Annotated in this window: 18 protein-coding genes; 7 read left to right on the top strand and 11 right to left on the bottom strand. The window is 65.7% G+C overall.

Annotated features, from left to right (window positions below; translation table 11 throughout):
- Positions 1-51: 51 nt before the first annotated feature.
- Together VMJ11_RS16745 and VMJ11_RS16740 are read right to left on the bottom strand one after the other, a co-directional pair.
- Positions 52-360 (bottom strand): antibiotic biosynthesis monooxygenase, encoded by a 309-nt coding sequence (locus tag VMJ11_RS16745; RefSeq protein WP_325620503.1) that lies wholly within the window; start codon positions 358-360, stop codon positions 52-54.
- A gap of 232 nt (positions 361-592) precedes the next feature.
- A complete protein-coding gene (locus VMJ11_RS16740; protein ID WP_325620502.1) occupies positions 593-1492 on the bottom strand; it encodes a LysR family transcriptional regulator in 900 nt (299 codons plus the stop codon).
- Positions 1493-1832: 340 nt separating this feature from the next.
- Here VMJ11_RS16740 and VMJ11_RS16735 point away from each other — a divergent pair, with 340 nt between their 5' ends.
- Positions 1833-2687: an urea carboxylase-associated family protein gene (locus tag VMJ11_RS16735; RefSeq protein ID WP_325620501.1), complete on the top strand. Its 855-nt coding sequence runs from the start codon at positions 1833-1835 to the stop codon at positions 2685-2687.
- A gap of 92 nt (positions 2688-2779) precedes the next feature.
- On the opposite strand, the gene VMJ11_RS16730 is transcribed toward VMJ11_RS16735, so the two are convergent.
- Positions 2780-3217 (bottom strand): PRC-barrel domain-containing protein, encoded by a 438-nt coding sequence (locus VMJ11_RS16730; protein ID WP_325620500.1) that lies wholly within the window; start codon positions 3215-3217, stop codon positions 2780-2782.
- A gap of 479 nt (positions 3218-3696) precedes the next feature.
- Here VMJ11_RS16730 and VMJ11_RS16725 point away from each other — a divergent pair, with 479 nt between their 5' ends.
- On the top strand, positions 3697-3927 hold the full coding sequence (locus tag VMJ11_RS16725; RefSeq protein ID WP_325620499.1) for a hypothetical protein: 231 nt from the start codon (positions 3697-3699) through the stop codon (positions 3925-3927).
- A gap of 7 nt (positions 3928-3934) precedes the next feature.
- Entirely contained in the window at positions 3935-5149 is a 1215-nt protein-coding gene (locus VMJ11_RS16720; protein ID WP_325620498.1) for a polysaccharide pyruvyl transferase family protein, read from the top strand.
- Positions 5150-5221: 72 nt separating this feature from the next.
- On the opposite strand, the gene VMJ11_RS16715 is transcribed toward VMJ11_RS16720, so the two are convergent.
- The 5 genes from VMJ11_RS16715 to mdlC form a co-directional block, all read right to left on the bottom strand.
- The gene (locus VMJ11_RS16715) at positions 5222-6358 is read right to left on the bottom strand and encodes a porin (protein WP_325620497.1); all 1137 of its coding nucleotides are present in this window, start codon (positions 6356-6358) and stop codon (positions 5222-5224) included.
- A gap of 259 nt (positions 6359-6617) precedes the next feature.
- The gene (locus VMJ11_RS16710) at positions 6618-8015 is read right to left on the bottom strand and encodes an MFS transporter (RefSeq protein WP_325620496.1); all 1398 of its coding nucleotides are present in this window, start codon (positions 8013-8015) and stop codon (positions 6618-6620) included.
- Positions 8016-8175: 160 nt separating this feature from the next.
- The gene (locus VMJ11_RS16705) at positions 8176-9099 is read right to left on the bottom strand and encodes a 2-dehydropantoate 2-reductase (protein WP_325620495.1); all 924 of its coding nucleotides are present in this window, start codon (positions 9097-9099) and stop codon (positions 8176-8178) included.
- 9 nt (positions 9100-9108) lie between these two features.
- A complete protein-coding gene (locus VMJ11_RS16700; RefSeq protein WP_325620494.1) occupies positions 9109-10560 on the bottom strand; it encodes an aldehyde dehydrogenase in 1452 nt (483 codons plus the stop codon).
- 48 nt (positions 10561-10608) lie between these two features.
- A complete protein-coding gene (gene mdlC / locus VMJ11_RS16695; RefSeq protein ID WP_325620493.1) occupies positions 10609-12279 on the bottom strand; it encodes a benzoylformate decarboxylase in 1671 nt (556 codons plus the stop codon).
- A 107-nt stretch (positions 12280-12386) separates the two neighbouring features.
- Here mdlC and VMJ11_RS16690 point away from each other — a divergent pair, with 107 nt between their 5' ends.
- The gene (locus VMJ11_RS16690) at positions 12387-13295 is read left to right on the top strand and encodes a LysR family transcriptional regulator (RefSeq protein WP_325620492.1); all 909 of its coding nucleotides are present in this window, start codon (positions 12387-12389) and stop codon (positions 13293-13295) included.
- 253 nt (positions 13296-13548) lie between these two features.
- Here the strand turns inward: VMJ11_RS16690 and VMJ11_RS16685 are convergent, their stop codons facing one another.
- The gene (locus VMJ11_RS16685) at positions 13549-14298 is read right to left on the bottom strand and encodes an SDR family oxidoreductase (protein WP_325620525.1); all 750 of its coding nucleotides are present in this window, start codon (positions 14296-14298) and stop codon (positions 13549-13551) included.
- Between the two features lie 195 nt (positions 14299-14493).
- Between VMJ11_RS16685 and VMJ11_RS16680 the strand changes: the two genes are divergently transcribed.
- Positions 14494-15411, top strand: a complete 918-nt coding sequence (locus VMJ11_RS16680) for a LysR family transcriptional regulator (protein WP_325620491.1) — start codon at positions 14494-14496, stop codon at positions 15409-15411.
- 184 nt (positions 15412-15595) lie between these two features.
- Here the strand turns inward: VMJ11_RS16680 and VMJ11_RS16675 are convergent, their stop codons facing one another.
- Together VMJ11_RS16675 and VMJ11_RS16670 are read right to left on the bottom strand one after the other, a co-directional pair.
- Positions 15596-16042, bottom strand: coding sequence for a type II 3-dehydroquinate dehydratase (locus tag VMJ11_RS16675; RefSeq protein ID WP_325620490.1), 447 nt, complete (start codon positions 16040-16042; stop codon positions 15596-15598).
- A 4-nt stretch (positions 16043-16046) separates the two neighbouring features.
- On the bottom strand, positions 16047-17330 hold the full coding sequence (locus tag VMJ11_RS16670) for an MFS transporter (RefSeq protein WP_325620524.1): 1284 nt from the start codon (positions 17328-17330) through the stop codon (positions 16047-16049).
- A gap of 188 nt (positions 17331-17518) precedes the next feature.
- Here VMJ11_RS16670 and VMJ11_RS16665 point away from each other — a divergent pair, with 188 nt between their 5' ends.
- Together VMJ11_RS16665 and VMJ11_RS16660 are read left to right on the top strand one after the other, a co-directional pair.
- Positions 17519-18304: an IclR family transcriptional regulator gene (locus VMJ11_RS16665; RefSeq protein ID WP_325620489.1), complete on the top strand. Its 786-nt coding sequence runs from the start codon at positions 17519-17521 to the stop codon at positions 18302-18304.
- Positions 18305-18795: 491 nt separating this feature from the next.
- A protein-coding gene (locus VMJ11_RS16660) for an IS5 family transposase (protein WP_414694414.1) occupies positions 18796-19604 on the top strand; the annotation gives its coding sequence in 2 pieces (ribosomal slippage) (positions 18796-19135 and positions 19135-19604; 810 coding nt in all).
- Positions 19605-19727: the final 123 nt, after the last annotated feature.

Below are 19727 nucleotides of genomic sequence, written 5' to 3'. Positions count from 1 at the left end.
GTGAATACCTCCAGACAATCAATTTGCGGGAAGCCGGTTGCATCTGGTTCGCTAGCGCAACGCGGCGGTGCTCTGCGCGAGCGGCTCGAAGTGGTACAGGTCGGGGTCGGCCGAGAAGTACGGCCATAGCGTGTGCAGGAAGGCCCGAAAATCGCCGTGCATCATGAACGCGCTTTGTGAGTCGAGCGAGTTCCACTCGACCTCCAGCACATAGCAGCCCTCGTCTTCGCACTGCGGTCCGAGCCGATGCCCCCGGTAGCCCGGCTTGTTCGTGAGCAGCGGGCACACGCGCTGCCATGCCGCCTCGAAATGCAAAATCTTGTCTGCTCTCAGATAGAAGCGGGCAATTGCGACGATCATCCGGGCCTCCTTGCCAGCTCGAGCCGTTCGTGTTGGGAGCCATGATCGGCCAACGGCCACGCCCCGCATAGCGGCAAACTGCGAATTCAGCTTCAAAGACGCGTTGAAGATCGGGCGGCGTCGCTCGCGCGTGATTTCGCGGCTGCAGTTCGCGGCCAAAAACCGGGAAGGCGGGAAAGGCGAAGCAGCAGGTGCGCCCCGAAACGGCTCGGGCCGGGTTTCGAATCGCCCTTCAGGCCAGATGCGCCGCAATGCGATCGCGTAACCAGTCGCGCAATGCATTGACCGTCGGCGAGAGCATCGTGCGATGCGCGCAGACGAGGTGCAGCGGCGCGTCCTCGCCCTGAAATGCGTCGAGTGCGGTTTCGAGGCGTCCCGCCTTGATGTCGGCCAGCACGTCGAGGCGCGACTTGTACGCGATGCCGTGGCCCGCCACCGCCCAGCGGCGCACGAGTTCGCCGTCGTCACTGGTGCGATCGCCGTGCACGCTCACCACGGTCGCGTCCTCGCCGCGGTAGAAGGTCCAGCGGTCGTGCAGCATGTCGCTCAGCGCGAAGCGCAGGCAGTTGTGGCGCGTGAGGTCCGCGGGCGCCTCGGGGCGACCGTGGCGCGCGAAATAGCTGGGCGCGGCGCACAGCACGCGCCGGTTCTCGGGCGCGAGCGGCAGCGCCACGAGCGAGGAGTCTTCCGGCACGCCGTAGCGAATCGCCATGGCGATCGGCGAGCGGAACATGTCGGTCACGCGGTCGCCGATGTGCACCTGCAACGACACCGCCTGATGCTGTGCCTGGAATTCGTCGAGCCAGGCGGCGAGCACGTTGCGCCCGAGGTCGGAGGGAATCGACAGCGACACCGTGCCGCCAATCATCTTGCGGCCGTGCGCCACGGCATTCTGCCCGGCCTCCACCTGCTCCATGATGTTGCGCGCGTATTCGAGGTAGCGCTCCCCGTCCGGCGTAAGGCGCAGGCTGCGCGTGGAGCGCGCGAGCAGGCGCGTGCCGAGCTCGCTTTCGAGCCGCTTGAGCCCCACGCTCGCCACGGCAGGCGTGAGATCGAGCTGGCGCGCGGCAGCCGAAAGGCTTCCGTTATCCGCCGCGCTGATAAAGATGACGAGGTCTTCCAGTCTGATCATGTATCGTCGCGTGTCGATGGGCCATGGACGTTGGGCCGCGGGCGTTGGGCCAGCGGGCGCCATCCGCCCACACGCTGTGCTCAAGGAGTAAGCGCACTGTACACGAAGCCGCCGGGTAAGCGGCGCGGCCCAGGGCCCTTCGCGCCCCGAAAAAGGACAGGGCACGGCTCCGATTGGGTCGTCGAACAAGGTTTGTCTTCCCGTGCAACGGTTCCTATACTCCCCAGCACGAGAACCTGCCCAGGTGCGCCATGCCATATCGCCTCGCCGCTTGCACTCCTGGCCGGCGAGGCCGCCTCGCCGTTCGGTGCGCCACCGGCTTGCACAGGAGTACGATGCAATGCTGAACTACCCCGCCGCCTATCAGTCGACAAAAGGCTCCGCGCTCGACGTGGACCAGGCCTTCTACCGCCGCATCGCCGAGAAGCAGGACCAGCGCGAGCTGATCGAGTCGATCGTCGTACCGATACGCTCGGGTCGGGCCTGGACTGTGGCCGCCGGCCACATCTTCCGGATCGTGACGATAGAAGGTCCGCAGGTGGCCGACCTCAACTTGTGGAACCGGCAGAATCCGCGCGAGCGCATGTGGGCTTCGCGCACGCGCCAGCTACAGCAGGCGCACGTGAGCACGTTCGACCGCCTGTGGTCCACGCTGCCTTTCCTGCGCCCGATGGTCACCATCACGGACGATAGCCTGGCCGGCTACGGCGTCGACGAGCACGGCGGGCGTGTGCACGACCTGCTCGGCACGCGCTGCGACCCGTACGTGAACCGCATGCTGACCGGCGAGGACTTCCACTTCCATTGCCACTCGAACCTCACGCGCGCCATCGCGCCATACGGGCTCACCGAGTACGACGTGCATGACGTGCTCAACGTATTCCAGTGCACCGGCCTGAATCTGGAGGACAAGTACTTCATGAAGGCGTGCCCCGCGAAGAAGGGCGACTACCTCGAGTTCTTCGCGGAGATCGATTTGCTGTGCGCGCTTTCGACGTGCCCCGGCGGCGATCTTTCGGTGCCGATGTGGGGACCCGACGCTCGCGACCCGCTCGAGGTCTGCCGGCCTCTCGGCGTCGAAGTCTACCGGCTTGCGCCGGATCTGCTCGCGGGCTGGTCGTCGCCGCCCGTCGCGCAGTATCGCGGGCTGCACGGCATGACGCTGCAACAGCCGGACTGGACGCGCCGCGACTGACCTCAGCTGGCCGGCAAGCGAAAAACGCTATCGGGCCATGCGCGCTCGCAACGCGTGCCCGCATGGCCCGACGGATCGCAGCGGCTGAACGCTTACTGCTGCTTTTCTACCTTCTTCGGCTTCGGCGGCGACTCGACTTTCGCGTACTGGAATGCCGGCGTCGCCTTCAGCGCCTCCTTGGTTGCGCCGGGCAGATAGAGATTGCCCTGACGCACATCGAGCGATGCGATCGGCACCGCGACATCATGCGTGCCAACGCCGAGGAAGCCGCCCGCCGAAACGATCGCTGCGGATACTGAACCGTCCGGCGCCACGATCAGGTCGCGCACCGTGCCGATTTTCGCGTTGTCGTCGTTATAAACGGGCTTGCCGAGCACGCTCTTCTTCACGCTCCAACCTTCGAGCAGTGCCTGCGACTGCTCGACCGATACGCTCAAGGGCTGCGAGCCCGCAATCTGGGCATTCGCACTGGCACTGACCACCACGGCGCTGAATGCGGCCACGGTCAATATTGTCTTACGCAAAGGCATTTCGTTTGCTCCTCACTCCAGGTTGGTTTGCCGGCTGCCGGCGATTTCGCAAGCGCAGTGCCATATTAGCCAGTACGGCGCGAATTTGCGCTGAAGCGGCCTGCGTGCTCACGCCCTGACGCCCTCAAACGCCGATCTCGCAACGCTTGACGCACTGGGTACCGAAGCGTCTATGACATTCGCACGATTTCCGACGTTGCGCGTCACGACATTTGCGCCCGAAGAAGAACGCGTGCCAGCATTCGCTGATTTCGTTCGCGGCGAAAGGGGTAATCTGCGGGCTGCGGGTGGAAATCTGTCCGCCGGCGTTCAAAGCCATGGCGATTGCGGTCGAAGTGCGCGAAAGCGACAAGCTCGGATAGGTGTAGCGTGCTGCTCCTGCGATGTGCGCTCGTCCAGGCCGCACACGGTCTCTCGGCTATCGCAAGCGAGGGATCCGGCGAAACGCCCTTACTGAGCGAAAAGAGGCCCGACACAGCGTGCCGATCCTGGACAGTTTTGACCTGATACGGTCCGACGATGAGGATTCTCATGAAGCTGGAAGCGTTCGCGACGCCCGATGCTGTCATTGCCGAAGGCTCGTTCACGGTAGCGGCCGCCTGCCGTATCTCACGCTCGAGATCGCCGTCGTGATGCGCAAGGGCGAGAATCGTCGCGCACGACAGGCGGTGCGCGCCGCGATGAAACGCGTGGCGCAGCGCGTTACCTGAGGCCCGCATGCCGCACACGCCAACTGTGCTTTTCGGCGCGTTCGACCGCCACAACTTCGGCGACCTGCTGATCGCGCAGGTGGTGGCGCGCATGCTGCCGCGCCGCGAGTTGCTGTTCGCGGGGCTCGCCGCGCGCGACCCGCGTGGCGACGGCGGCCCAGCCACCGTTGCCCTCGCGCGCGTCGCGGCATTCGCGCGGGGCCGTGCCGTCGACGTGGTCCACGCGGGCGGCGAGCTGCTGACCTGCGACGCGTGGCAAGCGGCGGTGATGCTCGCCGCGCCGCAGCGCGTGCAGGCGCTCATTGCTGCCGAAGGCGAATGGCTGCGCCGCAGGCGCATGTGGGCACGCGCGCAACTCGGCTTCGCGTCGCTCGCGCCTTATGTGTTGCCGAAAGCCGCGTTGCCCGGCGTGCGCGTGAGGCATCTCGCGTTCAACGCCGTGGGCGGCGTCGATCTCGACACGTGCGACGCCGATCACCGCACGCACGTGCTAGCCGCCCTGCAATCTGCCGATTCGGTCACCGTGCGCGACCAGCAAACCCAGGCGTGGCTCGCACAATGGGGCGTCGATGCGCGCCTCATACCGGACCCGGCCGTGATGACGGTAGCGTTGTTCGGCACGACGATCCGCCGCCACGCTGCCAACCGCGCAATGCGCGAAGTTCGGCAAACGTTCCCTGGCGCTTACGCAGCGGTGCAGTTCAGCGCGGATTTCGGCGACGACGCAACACTCGATACGCTAGCCGCGCAGCTCGCGCGCGTGGCGCAGGCACATGGCATCGGCATTGTGTTGTTTCGGGCGGGCGCCGCGCCATGGCACGACGACCTCGCCGTGTACGAACGCGTTGCCGCGCGCCTGCGCAAGGCTGCGGTACGGGTATTCGTATTCGCGTCGCTGAACGTCTGGGACATCTGCGCGCTGATCGCGGGGTGCCGCGTCTATTGCGGCAGCAGTCTGCATGGACGCATCGTGGCGATGGCTTACGCGCTCGCGCGACTTAACATCAGTCATCCTGATCATTGCGCGCAGCCTGGCAAGCTATCGGCCTACCCGGCGACATGGGAACCCGAAGGCATTGCAGGCGCGGTGCGCGTGGAAGCATTGGCCGACGCTGTCGGCGCGGCATTGACTGTCGATCGCAAGTTGCTGCGCGACACGGCATACGCGCTCGCGCAGCGCTATCGGACTGAATTCGACACGCTTGCCACCCAGCTCGATTGAGGCCGCGGCCCGATACCGGAGGACGTGGCTCGAAGAGAGGCAGCACACACTACCCCTCATGCCCGCGCCGCTTCAGAAGCTATGCCGGATGCCCGCCATGAGCCCCAGTTGCCCCGCACCCGGCGCGGGCGTCGTGCCACCGCCGCCCTGGCTCACCGTGTAGGCGGCCTTCGCGCTGTTCCACAGGTAGGCGCCCTGCAGATAAACGGCGGAGCGCTTCGAGAGCAGATACGTGCTGCGCAGCGCTGCGATCGTGCCGCGCGTGTCGTTCTCGGCGTTGACGATGTGATACACGCCGCCGTCGACGATGAAGGCGGCCGTCACCGGATACTGCGCCGTGAGATAGAACTGGTCGGAGTGCACATTGGGCGTGGCGGAGGAGACCGTGTCGACGCGCCGCCCCAGCCAGCCGCCGCCGATGCGCAGCGGCCCAACCTGGCCGTAGCCGTTGAGCTGGATGCGCACGTCGGTATCGCCGGGATTGGTCAACGCGAACGTTGGCGTGCCGTCGAACAGGTTCGCCGAGGCGCCGGGGCCACCGCGTTGTTCGTCGTATGCGGCCGCGACACCGTAGCCGTTGCGATCGTAGCGCAGCATGGCCGACCATTCGCGGCACGACTGCGAGCTTCCCGGCACGGGCCCGGCGCAGGTGCCCTGGCCGGGCGAGTTGCCGGTTCCCGCCGAATCGCGCCCGAACGACCAGGTCGCGCCGAGCGTGAACCCCGCGTAGCTCCCCTTGTAGACGACCGTGTTGTCGCTGCGCGAACTCGGCAGGTACTGGTCGAACGAGGCCGTGCCACCGTAGATGTCAGGCCCGAGCAGATCGGCATCGGCGATGGCCCAGTACGTCATCGTGTATTGCCGCCCGAACGTCAGGCTGCCATACGGGCTGTTCAGGCCCACCCACGCCTGGCGGCCAAAGAGGCGCCCGCCCTGGTTCAAGGTGCCGCCGCGCATGTTGAAGCCGCTCTCCAGCGCGAAGAGGGTCGACCAGCCGCCGCCCAGGCCTTCGCTGCCGCGCATGCCCCAGCGCGATGGCATTTCGCCGGTGATGCCAGGCATGCGCACCACGCTGTCGCCGGCGGCGTTCGCGTGCGACACGTACTCGATGCCGGTATCGACGATGCCATACAGCGTCACGCTGCTCTGCGCGAACGCCGTTGCGCTCAGGCCGGCGCACGCCAGCCCCGCTGCGATCCGAAGTTTCATGATCTCCAGGTTCTCCTGATTTGCCGGTCAAGCGGATTCGCCGCCAGCCGGACGTTGTTATCGATCGGGTGCGCCATGGGCGGCCGCTAACCGCGCAGCCCCTGGCGCAATTTTTTAGTACTCTTGATTGATCAAGCGGAATAACCGAAGCAGGCTGTGCGAAGCCGCATGCAAGATGCGATGAAGTGAATCGGCGTCGCCGCCTGCCGGTCAGGGTAGCCGCGCGCGCCGCGGCGGCCTCCCTGACACGGTTACCTCCTCAAGCCCGGCGTTGCGCCGCGCCCTTCGGGATATGGCGGCCGACCATGGCGAGCGCGACCAGCACCACGGCCATGGCCGCACCGAGCATCGTCAGATAGCCGGCCGCGCCGCCCGCGGTAATGACCGCGGCTCCCGCGAACGCGCTGAGAATCGCACCCATGCGGCCGAACGCCAGCGCCGAGGCCGTGCCCGTCGCGCGCACGCTCGTCGGGTAGACGTAGGCGCAAAGTGCGTACATGGTCGATTGCACCGCGTTGACGAAGAGTCCGTGCACGCCGAGTCCCGTGATCAGCCAGGCGGTGTGCTGGGTCGCGCCCACGCCGAGGATCATCCAGGCGCTTGCCGCGCCGCCAGCGCAGCACAGCAGCAGCGGGCCGCGCGAGCCGAAGCGCGCAATCGCGAGCGCGCACAGCAGCGCACCGATCACACCGCCCAGGTTGTAGGCGCTCAGCCCGTAGCCCGCCAGCGCCACGCTCAGTCCTTCGCTCGTCAGCATGGCGGGCAGCCAGCTGAATGCGCTGTACACGGCGAGCAGGCACATGAAGAACGCCCCCCAGATCGCCAGCGTGTCGCGCGCGCGGCCGTCGCGAAAGAGCGCGGTGAAGCCCATGTGCTTCTCGGCGGTTTGCTCGCGCACGTCGGTGAAGATCGCTTCGGGCACAACCTGACGCGCCATGCGGCCGAGCAGCCGCACGAGCTCGGGCCAGCGGTGCGGGCGGCGCGCGAGAAAGCGCGGCGACTCGGGAAGCGCCACGAGCAACAGGAACGCGAGCAGCAGCGGCAACACCCCGCCCGCGAAGAACAGCCCGCGCCAGCCGTAGGGCGGCAGCACTTCCGCCGCGAAGAGGCCCGCCACCATGCCGCCGAGCGGCACGCACACGATCGTCGCCGTCACCGCGAACGTGCGAAAGCGTGCGGGCGTGAATTCGGCCGTCATCGTGGTCGCGCTGGGCAACGCGCCGCCAATGCCGAGGCCGGCGATGAAGCGCAGCGCGGCAATCGTCGCGATGTCCGGCGCGAGGCCGATCGCGCAGGTGGCCGAGCCGAACACGAACACGCTGCCGATCACGGCCCAGCGGCGCCCGAAGCGGTCCGCGAAAAGGCCGGCGAACGCACTGCCGAAGCCCATGCCGATCAGCCCTGCCGCCACGACGGGCGCGAATGCGTTGCGCGTGATGCCCCACTCCTTGATGAGCACGGGAATGGCAAAGCCGATCAGCTGGCTGTCGAACCCGTCGACGACGATCGACAGCGCCGCCAGTACGACGGCGATCTTCTGTAGCGTGGCGTAGGGGCCGTCATCGAGCGTGCGCCCGATATCGACCGTGCGGGCGGCGGCTGCGGCCGGCTCGTGCGGCGTCGCCCCCGATGTGGGTGCGGGCGTGGCGTAATCCATGAAGCGTCTCCTTTGCTGCGATGTAAGCACGCAGTCATACGTTTGTAATCATATTGGAAAGCATAGCCGGCGCGCACGCCGATGGGTGTTTCCGTTTCGCGCAAAACCCATAACCTTTGGGCATGGCGAAGCCGGCATGCCCCTCCGCCTCCCGGCTACATCATCTGGAGTCCTTTGCATCGACGAGGCGAACGAGTTGCAGCAGCGTTTGCGTGTGCGGCACCGCGATGGCCTTGAAGCGAGCGGCCTCCACCACGGCGCCGTTGATGGCCTCGATCTCGGTCCTGCGCCCGGCCAGCACGTCCTGGAGCATCGAAGGGCGATGCGCGCGATGATGCGCGAGCGCATACCGCACGTTCTCGCTCACGTGCGCCTCATCCACGGCCACGCCATGCGCCCGCGCCACCGCCGCAACCTCCGCGACGATCTTCAGCGCGAGCGACTCGCCGTCGGCCACGTTCGTGAGTTCCCCAACCGTGCAGCCCGTCACCGCGCACAGGCTGTTGAGCGCTGCGTTGAATGCGACTTTCTCCCAGATCGCGGCCCAGACGTCCGCGTCCGCGGTACAGGCGAGACCCGCGTCGTTGAGCGCTTCGACCGTGCGCGAGAGCATCGGCGTAGCGGCCCCGTCGGCGTTCATCAAGCGGATCGTGCCCGCGCCGTGCGAGCTCACGCGACCGGGGCCGTTCTTGTCGGCGGGCCAGGTCGTCACGCCGATCATCACGCGTGCAGGGTCGGCAAACTGCCCGAGCCGTTCGGCGTTGCCGAGGCCGTTCTGCAGCGAGAGCAACGCGGTATGGGACCCAAGCACGGCGCGCGCCGCGCCGAGCGCTGCCTGCGTGTGCAGCGTCTTGGTGAAAACGATGAGCAGATCGGCCGGCTGCATCGCGGCTTCGGGGCGCAATGCCTCGAGATTCGCGACCGTGCGCTCGCCGGCGTCGGTCGTGAGCCGCAGCCCGGTCTCGTTGATGGCGTTCAGATGCGCGCCGTCGACGTCGAGCAGCGTCACGCGGTGGCCCGCTTCGGCCAGCAGGCCGCCGAACAGCGATCCCATCGCGCCCGCGCCAAGTATGGCGATGTGCATGGCGTGCCCTCAGAACGGATAGTGGCGCGGCGCCGTCTGCATCGTGATCCAGCGCAGTTCGGTGAATTCGGCAATGCCCGCCTTGCCGCCGAAGCGCCCGAAGCCGCTTTCCTTCACGCCGCCGAACGGCATCTGCGCCTCGTCGTGCACCGTCGGCCCGTTGATGTGGCAAATGCCCGATTCGATGCGTTGCGCGACGTTCCATGCGCGCGCCGTATCGCGGCTGAACACCGCCGAAGAGAGGCCGTACGCGTTGTCGTTCGCGCACGCAATCGCGGCGTCCTCGCCACGCACGCGCACGATGCCCTTCACGGGGCCGAACGACTCGTCGTGATAGATGCGCATTTCGGGCGTGACATGGTCGAGCAGCGTGGCGGGCATCAGCGTGCTCTCGGCCTTGCCGCCGCACACGAGCTTCGCGCCTTTGGCGAGCGCGTCGTCGACCAGCGCGTTGCAGCGCTCCACGGTGCTCATGTCCACCACCGAGCCGAGCACGACCGGTCCCTTGCGCGGGTCGCCGAGCGGCAGCGCACGCGCGCGCTCGCCCAGACGCTCGACGAAGGCGTCGGCAACGCGCTCGTCGACGATGATGCGCTCCGTCGACATGCAGATCTGGCCGGAATTCGCGAACGCGCCAAACGCGGCCGCGTGCGCGGCGGCTTCGATATCGGCGTCGTCGAGCACGACGAGCGGCGCCTTGCCGCCCAGTTCGAGCACGGCGGGCTTGAGATGGCGCGCGCTGGATTCGGCGATGATGCGGCCCACGCGCGTCGAGCCCGTGAAGTTCACGCGCCGCACCTTGGGATGCGCGATCATGGCCTCGACCACCTGTGCGGCATCTGCGGGCGCATTGGTCACGAAGTTGACGGTGCCGCGCGGCAAGCCTGCCTCCTGCAGCGCCGCGATGATGAGCCCGTGCGTGGCCGGGCAGATCTCCGAGCCCTTGAGCACGACGGTATTGCCGCACGCGAGCGGCAGCGCGATGGCGCGCACGGCGAGAATCACGGGCGCATTCCACGGCGCGAGGCCAAGCACGACGCCGGCCGGCTGGCGCACGCCCATTGCGAGGCTGCCGGGCACGTCGGAGGGAATCAGCTCGCCGCCTATCTGCGTGGTGAGCGCGGCGGCTTCGATCAGCCCCGCCGCCGCCAGATGCACGTTGAAGCCGGCCCAGATGCCCGATGCGCCGGTTTCGGCCGCCATCGCGGCAGCAAATGCTTCGGCTTTCGCTTCGAGCGCGTGCGCGGCCTTCGTGAGCAGCGCGCGGCGCTCGCCGGGGCCCATCGCCGACCACACCGGGAACGCGGCCGCCGCGGCCTCGACTGCCGCCACGGCGTCTTCCACCGTGGCGGCCGGGGCCCGGCTCGCCACCGTGCCATCGAGCGGATTGCGGCGCTCGAAGGTCGCGCCGTTGCGTGCCTGCACCTCAACGCCTTCGATCAGCATCGATACGGTTTGCATGTCCTCTTTCCTCGCTATTCGTGAATCGGTTGGTTGCTCGTGCACCGTTCAGGCGACGAGCGTCTCCACCAGCATCGGGCCCTGCCCGGCCAGCGCGCCCGCAAGCGTGTCGCGCAATTGCGCCGCCTCGCTCACGCGCACGCCGGGGCAGCCCATGCCCGCGGCCAGGCCCACGAAATCGAGGCCGGGCAGGTCGGTGCCCTGAACGGGGTCGGTCGGCGCGAAGCCGAACACCGGCGCAAAGTCCTGCAGCGCGGCGTAGCGCGTGTTGTTCAGGATGACGAAAGTAATCGGCAGCTTGAGCTGCACTGCGCTCCAGATCGCCTGGATCGAGTACATGCTGGAGCCGTCGCCGATCAGCGCGATCACGCGCTCGCCCGGCTTCGCGAGCGCCACGCCCACGGCGGCCGGCATGCCATAGCCGAGGCCGCCGCTGTCCATCGTGAGGAACGTGCCGGCACGCTCGAACGGCAGATACGTCTGCATCACCGGGCGCGCGCTCGGCGCTTCCTCCACGACGGTCGTGCCCGCGTCGCGTACGTCGGCGAGCGTCTGCAACGCGTAGGCGACCGACATGCGCTCGCCCGGCCCGGAGGGCGGCGTCGCGCGCAGCGGCACGGCACGCGGCGCGGGCATCGCACGCTCGCGAGCGGCGGCAGACACCGGCCGCTCGAACAGATCACGCACGCCGAGGCGCACGTTGCCCACGGCGGCCATGCCCTGTGGCGTCCATGCGGCGGTGGCGGGATCGTCGATCAGCTGACAAAGCGTGGCGCCGGGCGGCACATGCGGGCCGTGGCCCTCCACGTGATAGCTGAAGGCCGGCGCGCCGATTGCGAACACGAGATCGTGGCCGCCCAGCAGCTCGACGATGCGCTCGCGCATGGCCGGCAGAAAGCCCGCGAACAACGGATGCTTTTCCGGGAAGCTGCAACGGCCCGTCATGGGCGCGACAAACACGCGCGCGCGATGGCGTTCCGCGAGCCGCACCACGTCCTCTGCCGCGCCCGCGCGGTCCACGGCGCCGCCCACCACGAAAGCGGGCCGCGCGCAGGCGTCGAGCGCCGCGCCGATGTTCGCCAGCATGGCGGGCTCGGGGCGCATGGTGTGTGCGAGCGAGCGCTCGGGCACGGGCTCGGCGCGCCGGTCCCAGTCGTCCACGGGAATCGAGACGAACACCGGGCCGCGCGGCTCCTGCATGGCGATCGCCCACGCACGCGCGATGGCGAGCGGCACGTCCTGCGCGCGCGCCGGCTCGATGCTCCACTTCACATAGGGCTTGGGCAGATCGGTGGCCTGGGTGGCCGCGAGAAACGGGTCGAACGGCAGGATCGAGCGCGCCTGCTGGCCCGCCGTGATGACGAGCGGCGTGCGGTTCCGAAATGCCGTGAAGATGTTGCCCATCGCGTTGCCCACGCCGGCCGCCGAGTGCAGGTTCACGAGCGCCGCGCGGCCCGTGGCCTGCGCGTAGCCGTCGGCCATGCCGACCACGACCGCTTCGTGAAGGCCGAGCACATAGCGAAAGTCGGCGGGGAAATCGCGGAACATGGGCAGTTCGGTCGAGCCGGGGTTCGCGAAGATCGAGGTCATGCCCACCCGGCGCGCGAAGTCGATGACCGCGTCGCGCACGGTCCATGCGTTGCCGTGCCCGGCGTGATCCTGCTGAGGGTGCTCGTGCTGCGAATTCTGCGGATTCTGCTGAGGCGCGCTGCCAGTCATCCAAGGCCTCCTGTCGAAAAAGGTGCGTCGTTCAATGGAGGACCATTATCGCGAGCGTGCAGGCAACCGAAAATTGCACAATATGCCGAAAGGCATTACCTTTAGGCATGACCTACAACCTCCAGCAACTCCACGCGTTCGCGACCATCGTTTCTGCCGGCAGCCTCGGGCGCGCGGCGCAAACGCTGCACGTCACGCAGCCGGCGCTCTCGCGCGCGATCCGCCGCCTCGAAGAACAGGTAGGCGCGCCACTGTTCGAGCGGCACTCGCGCGGCATGCACCTCACCGCCGTGGGCGAGGCGCTCTTGCCGCACGCCATCCTGCTGCAACGCGAAGCCGAGCAGGCGCGCGAGGAAATCGACGCCATGCGCGGCCTGGCGCGAGGCACGATCCGCGTGGGCGCGGTGGGCAGCATCGCGAGCCTCGTGTTGCCGCTCGCGGTGAGCGGCGTGCTGCGCCGCTGGCCGAAGCTGCGCGTCGAGATTCTCGAAGGCGTGTGGGACCGGCTCGCCGACGCGCTCGTCAAGCGCGAAATCGACCTCGCGCTCAGCATGGCCGTGCCCGATACCGACGAGATTTCGGCCATCGGCGATTGCCGCTGGGAAGACTGCAGCTACGTGGTGGCCGCGCTCGATCATCCGTTGCGAGCGAAGGCCGGCCTCACGCTCGCCGATACGCTCAACGAGCAATGGGCGATTCCGCCACGCGGCACCGCGCCGTTCGAGCACATGGAGCAGGCGTTCGCGGCACAAGGGCTCGGCTTGCCGAACGTCGTCGTGCAAACGCGCTCGATCACGGCGCTCAAGAGCCTCGTGGCGCGCTCGGGGTTCCTGAGCTGGATGGCCTCGACCATGTATCTCACCGAAAGCAAGGCAGGCGTATTCGATACGCTCGACTTGCCCGGCGTCGAGGGCCGGCGCACGTTGATGGCGTTTCGCCGGCGGCACGGCATCCTGCCGAGTCCCGCGGTGAAGCTGCTGGAACAGTTGCGCACGTTGACGGCGGTCCAGCAGTAGCGGGGGCGCTTCGCTTTGCCTCGACCGGCGGCGTACTCGGGGCGGCTCGATCGCTTCCAGGAGACGCCGACGCACGAAGCCATCACCGGCGGATGCCATATGTCGCCCGGCGCCTCGCGCGCGAATTCCGCGAGCATTTCTGCAGGAATTGCTGTGTGAGCGGCGGCGACTTCGCCGCCCTGCCGACGAGTCGTTCGCAAGCGATGGCGGGAGCCACCCGCCTCACTACCACGCTGCGAGCACTCGCCCGCGGTCACACCTGGGCCATGCCACCGTCCACGAACAGCTCGGTGCCGTTGATGTAACTGGCCGCGTCGGAGGCGAGGAAGGCCACGACCTTGCCGATTTCCGCGGATTCGCCGAGGCGGCCGAGCGGCACCTGCGATGCCAGGGCGTCGAACAGCCCCTGCCGGGATTCATCGGGTACGAGGCCGCCGAGACCGGGTGTGCGGATCGGGCCGGGGCTCACCGCATTGATGCGAATGCCCCGATCCTTCAAGTCCAACGCCCAGGAGCGAGCAAAGTTTCGAACTGCTGCCTTGCTGGCGCTGTAGACGCTGAAATTGGCCGTGCCCGTGATCGACGTGACCGAGGAAGTCAGGATCACCGAGGCGCCGTTGGTCAACAACGGCAGCGCCTTCTGAACCGTGAACAGCACACCGCGTACGTTGGTGCCGAAGATGCGATCGAAATGCTCCTCGGTAATCGCACCCAGCGGCATCATGTCCCCGCCCCCTGCATTGGCGAACAGAATGTCCAGCTTGCCTGCCGTCCTGGTGATCTGGGCATAGACCTCATCGAGTTCCGACAACACGGAAGCGTCCGCCCGGATGCCCGTGGCTGCCGGTCCGATCGCAGCGACGGCCGCGTCCAGTTCGGCCTGCCGGCGACCCGTGATGAAAACGCGCGCGCCCTGAGCGGCGAGTTCCTCGGCCGCAGCGAGTCCAATGCCCGTGCTGCCGCCCGTGACCAATGCGATTTTGCCTTCCAGTTGCTTGTTCATTGCTTGCTCCAGTTCTTGAATGGATGAATCGGGAAATGCCTGCATTCATGTCGCCTTCTCGTCTTTCCCGGTGCCGTCGTGCAGTGCATGACGTCACTTTACTGAGGGGTCGATTGTTGATAAATGGCGAAAGATGAAATGACTATCCACCTATGTGTACAATCAACCGAACTTTCTGCCGGGGAGCAAGTGCTGATGGACCAGTTACTGGCAATGCGCGCCTTTACCCGCGTGGTGGAATCAGGCAATTTCACGCGCGCCGCCGATTCACTGGATATGCCCAACGCCACGATGAGCAAGCTGGTGCAAGAGCTCGAAGCGCATCTGGGCGTGAGGCTATTGCTGCGCACGACGCGCAAGGTCACCGTGACGCCGGAGGGCCAGGATTATTACGCGAAGGCCACGCGCATCCTCAACGACCTCGAAGACATCGATTCGTCGTTCAACGTCGCACGCAGCCGGGCGCGAGGCAATCTGCGTATCGACGTGGGTGGCTTGACCGCGAGAGATGTGCTGATTCCGTTGCTGCCGGACTTCATGGGGCGTTATCCGGACATCCGGATCGATCTGGGCGTGGCAGACCGCTCTGTCGATCTGATCAGCGACAACGTGGACTGTGTGATTCGCGGTGGCGCGCTGGACGACTCGTCGCTCGTCGCGCGTCACATCGGCGATGCCGTGATGGTCACCTGCGCCGCGCCGGCGTACTTGAAGCAATATGGCGTACCCGCCTATCCGGAAGAGCTGAAGAACGGGCACCGCCTGGTCAGCTACGTGTCGTCACAAAACGGAAGGGCCATGCCGTTCCGGTTCGAGCGCGACGGCGCCAGTCTCGAGATCAAGCTCGAGCACCGTATCGGCATCAACGAAAGCAATGCGCATTTCGGCGCCGCCATGGCGGGGCTCGGGATCATCCAGACATTCATGCACTCAGCCAGTCCGGCACTGCGCGAAGGATCACTGGTGGAAATCCTCGCGAAATGGCGACCGCCGTCCTATCCGTTCCATGTCGTCTATCCCCGGAACCGCTATCTGACTTACCGGCTGCGTGTGTTTATCGACTGGCTGCTGGAGTGCTTCCCTGCCCGGGTCCACGGCATCGGGCCGGGCTAACGTACGGGAGTCCGAAACACGCCTCGCACCGCGCCGATCGGTCCATCGGTCGTGAAGACATGCACGCACCGTTTCATCGACCGGTTGAATCCGCATCCGAATCCAGTCGATACTCGACGCGCGCATGTCGGCTGAAGCGGGCTCCCGCAGCGAGCCCGCGTGCTTCATGAATTGAGGGACCGGCTCAAGTCTGGTTGCCCCACAGATCTTCAATGGCGCGAATCGCCAGCAAATATCCGTTTGCGCCTGCCCCGCAGATCACCGCGGTGGCCGCCACCGAGATCGTCGAGTGACGATATTCCTCCGAACGCCTGTGGATGTTCGTGATATGCAATTCCACTACCGGCCGGCGGATGAGCTTGACTGCGTCGAGCACCGGAATCCGACCGAACGAAAAACCAGCCGGATTGATGATAAGCGCAGCGTCCTGCAGGAACGCTTCCTGAATCCAGTCGATCAACTCGCTTTCGCTGTTGGTCTGACGGAATACGCAGTCGAACTTGAGCGCGTCGGCAAGCGTCAGGCAGTTGTGTTCGATGTCCTTCAGCGTGGTGCTGCCGTAAATGTGAGGCTCCCTTACGCCCAGCATGTTCAGGTTGGAGCCATTGAGGATGTAGAGTTTGCGAGTCATGGTTTCAATGTGTCGTGCTGCGTTCCAGGGCCGTGCCTTTGGTTTCCCGGGACGTCGCGATCATGAGGAAGGAGAGCAGATTCAGCGAGCCACAAACGGCTACGATGGCCCACGGCGAGCCGTGAAAGGCATTGAGCAGCGCCACAGCGACGATCGGCATCGGGCCGCCGGTGAGCAGGTTGGCTCCCGAGTACGACAGTGCCGACCCCGTGTAGCGCGCCTCGGTCGGAAAGGACTCGGCAAACCATATCGGCTGGATGCCACTCTGGAACTGTGTGAAGCCGAGGAACGCGCCCATCACGGCCATTGTCATGGCGATCGAGTTTCGGTCGAGAATCGGAAAATAGACCAGACAGCAGATTAGTGTGCAAAACGAACCGATCATCAGCGCACGTTTGCGCCCAATCCGGTCGCTCAGATAGCCACCCGCCAGTGCGCCCACGATGGCGCAGACATTGGCGACCATCAACAGCATGAAGCCTGTCTGCCTGGGTACGCCGAGATGCTTGGTCAGATAGCTCAGAGAGAAAACCACGATCAGATAAAACAGCGCAGCCGGCCCGCAAAAGAACAGCGTCAGGCGAAGCGCCGTGCGCCAGTGGTACTTGAACACGATGCCGAGCGGATTGGCGGCGCGTGTACGCGCACCACTCTTGTTGAGCGCCTCGAAGGCCGGTGTCTCGCTAACCTTCCTGCGGATGTAGATACCGAGCAGCACAAGGACGAAGCTTGCGAGGAACGGGATTCGCCATCCCCAGGAATCAAAGTCGTCTGACGAAAGCGTCGCCGCCAGCGTAAAGAGCGTGAAATTGGCGAGAATCTGGCTGAGCGGCGAGCAAATGCCGAGCAGGCCCGAATACCATCCGCGTCGCGCTGCAGACGCGTGCTCCACCGCCATCAGTTGTGCGCCCGTCGATTCCCCGCCGAGCGCGAACCCCTGGATGATGCGCAGCGAGACCAGCAACGTTGGCGCGAGGATGCCAACCTGGTGGTAAGTGGGCAGCAATCCCATCAGGAACGACGAAGCGCCCATGACCGAGACAGTGATCAGCATCAGTTTTCGGCGTCCCCAACGGTCGCCGAGCATCCCGCAGATCACCGCCCCAAGCGGCCGTGCGGCGAGCCCGGCCCAGAAACTCGCCAGCGACGCGAGCAGCGAGGCGGTCGGGTCGAGCGACGGGAAAAACAGCTTCGGAAAGATCGTGGCCGCGACCACGCCATACAACGCGAAGTCGAACCATTCCAGCGCGGTACCGACGGTTGCGCCCGCCACTGCGCGACGCGCCATCAACTGAGTCTGCGCGGATCTTCCGCCCGCGGCGATATCTGGGTCAGCTAGAACTGACATGGTGTCTCCTCATTGTTCGGTATGGTGAAGCGTTCGTTTGCGGCCACGAACAAGTGTTATTGTTTGCGCTCGGAGCGCGGGACGTTCCGCGCCGGAACTGCATTTCACATCATGAAAGTCTGCGAGAAATGTCGCTCAAGAACGGATTGAGAATTCTCGATTTCCTCGCGTCGCAAGGCGAAGGCGCGGGTCTCCTGGCAATTGCCGATGCCCTGGCCTTGCCGCGCAGTACGTGCCACCGCCTGCTAGCCGACCTGGTCGAAGGCGGGTACGTCAGGCAATTGGTCGATCACGGCCGCTACATCCTGACAATGCGCATGACGTCGAACGGACTGGAATTCCTGAGCCTCACCGGCATCGCGGATATCGCCCAGCCAATCATCGAACGCGTCGCTGCGCAGACCGGCGAACTGGCGCGGCTGTCGCTGGTGGACGGCGAAGCAATCATCTGGGTGGGGAAGGCGGACGGGCAGCGCACCGGCTTCCGCTATGATCCCGACATGGGCCAGGCAGCGCGACTTTCCTGCACGTCGACCGGACACGCATGGCTCATGACCATGACCGATGAGCAGGCGGTTGCACTGGTCTTGAAGCAGGGTTTTGGACAGCCGAATGAGTTCGGGCCCAATGCGCCGACGACGCTAAAAGGGCTGCTGGGTTTCCTGCACGCTGCACGTGTGCGCGGCTACGCGATGATCGACGAGGTGTTCGCTCCGCGCATGTCAGCGGTGGCGGCGCCGGTGGTTAGCGGCTCGCGTTGCGTCGGCGTCATTAGCCTGGCCGGCCCGCGGGTGCGTCTGACGGTTGAGAAGATTCATGAGTACTCCGTATTGCTGCGCGAGGCGGCCAATGAACTGGCCCAGTTGAGCAATATGGCTGGGTTCCCCACTCGCCCACCGCTCGGCAAGGGATGAGTGGGAACGAGACTAACGCCCGCCGGCCGGCGAACTTCGTGCGCTTCGGCCCGAACTGCTGTATCCGACTTCTGGCCCCCTCGCAAATGGGCCGGCGTCTTGCCTGAGCGCTGCATCCGACCTGCGCCAGCTGCGCCCGGTCAGCCGCGATCGAGGCGCCCCCATACCTGCGCCTCGATCGCTTCAGATCCCCACCGAGCGAAGCCTCCTGCGGGTCGTCGCACATTGCGTGTACTGCAAAGGTCCGGGTTCGCACCCGACGACAGTAGACCGCACTAAAAGTGTCACCGTTGTGACATTAAGAAGCTGTTGCGAAATTACCCATTGGGGCTGTTAACTTTTTCCGACTGCTGTTACTAACCTTCGCGCTTGTAGAGTCAGGCATGAATTCACAACGGAGCCCTGTTATCAGGGGTTTTCGTGGATTCTCACCTGACACTACAAACGGAAATCTTAGTAACTTTCTATCTTGTTTTGCTCGACAGGAAGCAATGGCCAAAGAATTCATAGACGACGAACTGTGGTCACTCATCGAACCGTTGCTGCCTGCGCGAGAGCCGCGCAATCGCCGATACGCGGGCCGCAAACCGACACCGGACCGCGCCATACTGGCCGGCATCGTGTTTGTGCTGCGCTCAGGGATTGCGTGGAATCTGCTTCCCCAGGAAATGGGCTGCGGTTCGGGCACCGCTTGCTGGCGACGACTGGTCGCATGGCAGAAAGCGGGCGTCTGGCAACGTATGCACGAGACGCTATTGGCGGAGCTGCGTCGTCGCGGACAGCTCGATATGGCGCGTGCCATCGTCGACAGTTCTTCAATTCGCGCGATGGCAGCGGGAAAAAAGCAGGCCCCAATCCGACGGACCGGCGCAAGCTCGGCAGCAAGCACCACATCATCGTCGACGCGCAAGGCATCCCTCTCGCGGTCATCCTGACTGGTGCGAATGTTCACGATGTCGCCCAACTGGATGCGCCGGTAGACGCGATTCCCTGCGTGCGCGGCAAGCGCGGACGCCCGTTGCGCAAGCCAAAAATCGTGCAGGGCGACCGTGGCTATAGTTCCGACGCGCACCGCCGACGCTTGCGCGAGCGTGGCATCACTCCTTTGCTTGCCAGGCTGCGCACACCGCACGGTAGCGGTCTGGGTAAAACGCGTTGGGTCGTCGAGCGCTCGATTGCCTGGCTGCACTCCTTCAGACGATTGAAGATTCGCTATGAACGATATGCCCATATCCACGAGGCCTTCCTATCGCTTGCCTGTTCCAGGATTTGCTGGAGTCGACTAAAGCTGTCTAATTAATTTCGCCACAGCTTCTAAGTCTGTCACCACGCGCCCGACAACCGACCCGACCAACTGCGAGGTGCTGAGAAGCGGCCGCGGCAAGCACGTCTGCCGCCGGCTGTGAACTACCGATTTCGACCC

The organism is Paraburkholderia sp. (assembly GCF_035501035.1).
Lineage (GTDB): Bacteria > Pseudomonadota > Gammaproteobacteria > Burkholderiales > Burkholderiaceae > Paraburkholderia.
Note: the sequence above shows the minus strand (reverse complement) of the source record. Positions and strands in the feature narration are given on the sequence as shown.

Coding starts and splice junctions, on each gene's coding strand:
- VMJ11_RS16745 (WP_325620503.1), bottom strand. CDS start 360: ATGATCGTCGCAATTGCCCGCTTCTATCTGAGAGCAGACAAGATTTTG.
- VMJ11_RS16685 (WP_325620525.1), bottom strand. CDS start 14,298: ATGAACAAGCAACTGGAAGGCAAAATCGCATTGGTCACGGGCGGCAGC.
- VMJ11_RS16705 (WP_325620495.1), bottom strand. CDS start 9,099: ATGCACATCGCCATACTTGGCGCGGGCGCGATGGGATCGCTGTTCGGC.
- VMJ11_RS16680 (WP_325620491.1), top strand. CDS start 14,494: ATGGACCAGTTACTGGCAATGCGCGCCTTTACCCGCGTGGTGGAATCA.
- VMJ11_RS16710 (WP_325620496.1), bottom strand. CDS start 8,015: ATGGATTACGCCACGCCCGCACCCACATCGGGGGCGACGCCGCACGAG.
- VMJ11_RS16720 (WP_325620498.1), top strand. CDS start 3,935: ATGCCGCACACGCCAACTGTGCTTTTCGGCGCGTTCGACCGCCACAAC.
- VMJ11_RS16715 (WP_325620497.1), bottom strand. CDS start 6,358: ATGAAACTTCGGATCGCAGCGGGGCTGGCGTGCGCCGGCCTGAGCGCA.
- VMJ11_RS16665 (WP_325620489.1), top strand. CDS start 17,519: ATGTCGCTCAAGAACGGATTGAGAATTCTCGATTTCCTCGCGTCGCAA.
- VMJ11_RS16740 (WP_325620502.1), bottom strand. CDS start 1,492: ATGATCAGACTGGAAGACCTCGTCATCTTTATCAGCGCGGCGGATAAC.
- VMJ11_RS16670 (WP_325620524.1), bottom strand. CDS start 17,330: ATGGCGCGTCGCGCAGTGGCGGGCGCAACCGTCGGTACCGCGCTGGAA.
- VMJ11_RS16675 (WP_325620490.1), bottom strand. CDS start 16,042: ATGACTCGCAAACTCTACATCCTCAATGGCTCCAACCTGAACATGCTG.
- mdlC (WP_325620493.1), bottom strand. CDS start 12,279: ATGACTGGCAGCGCGCCTCAGCAGAATCCGCAGAATTCGCAGCACGAG.
- VMJ11_RS16730 (WP_325620500.1), bottom strand. CDS start 3,217: ATGCCTTTGCGTAAGACAATATTGACCGTGGCCGCATTCAGCGCCGTG.
- VMJ11_RS16690 (WP_325620492.1), top strand. CDS start 12,387: ATGACCTACAACCTCCAGCAACTCCACGCGTTCGCGACCATCGTTTCT.
- VMJ11_RS16700 (WP_325620494.1), bottom strand. CDS start 10,560: ATGCAAACCGTATCGATGCTGATCGAAGGCGTTGAGGTGCAGGCACGC.
- VMJ11_RS16735 (WP_325620501.1), top strand. CDS start 1,833: ATGCTGAACTACCCCGCCGCCTATCAGTCGACAAAAGGCTCCGCGCTC.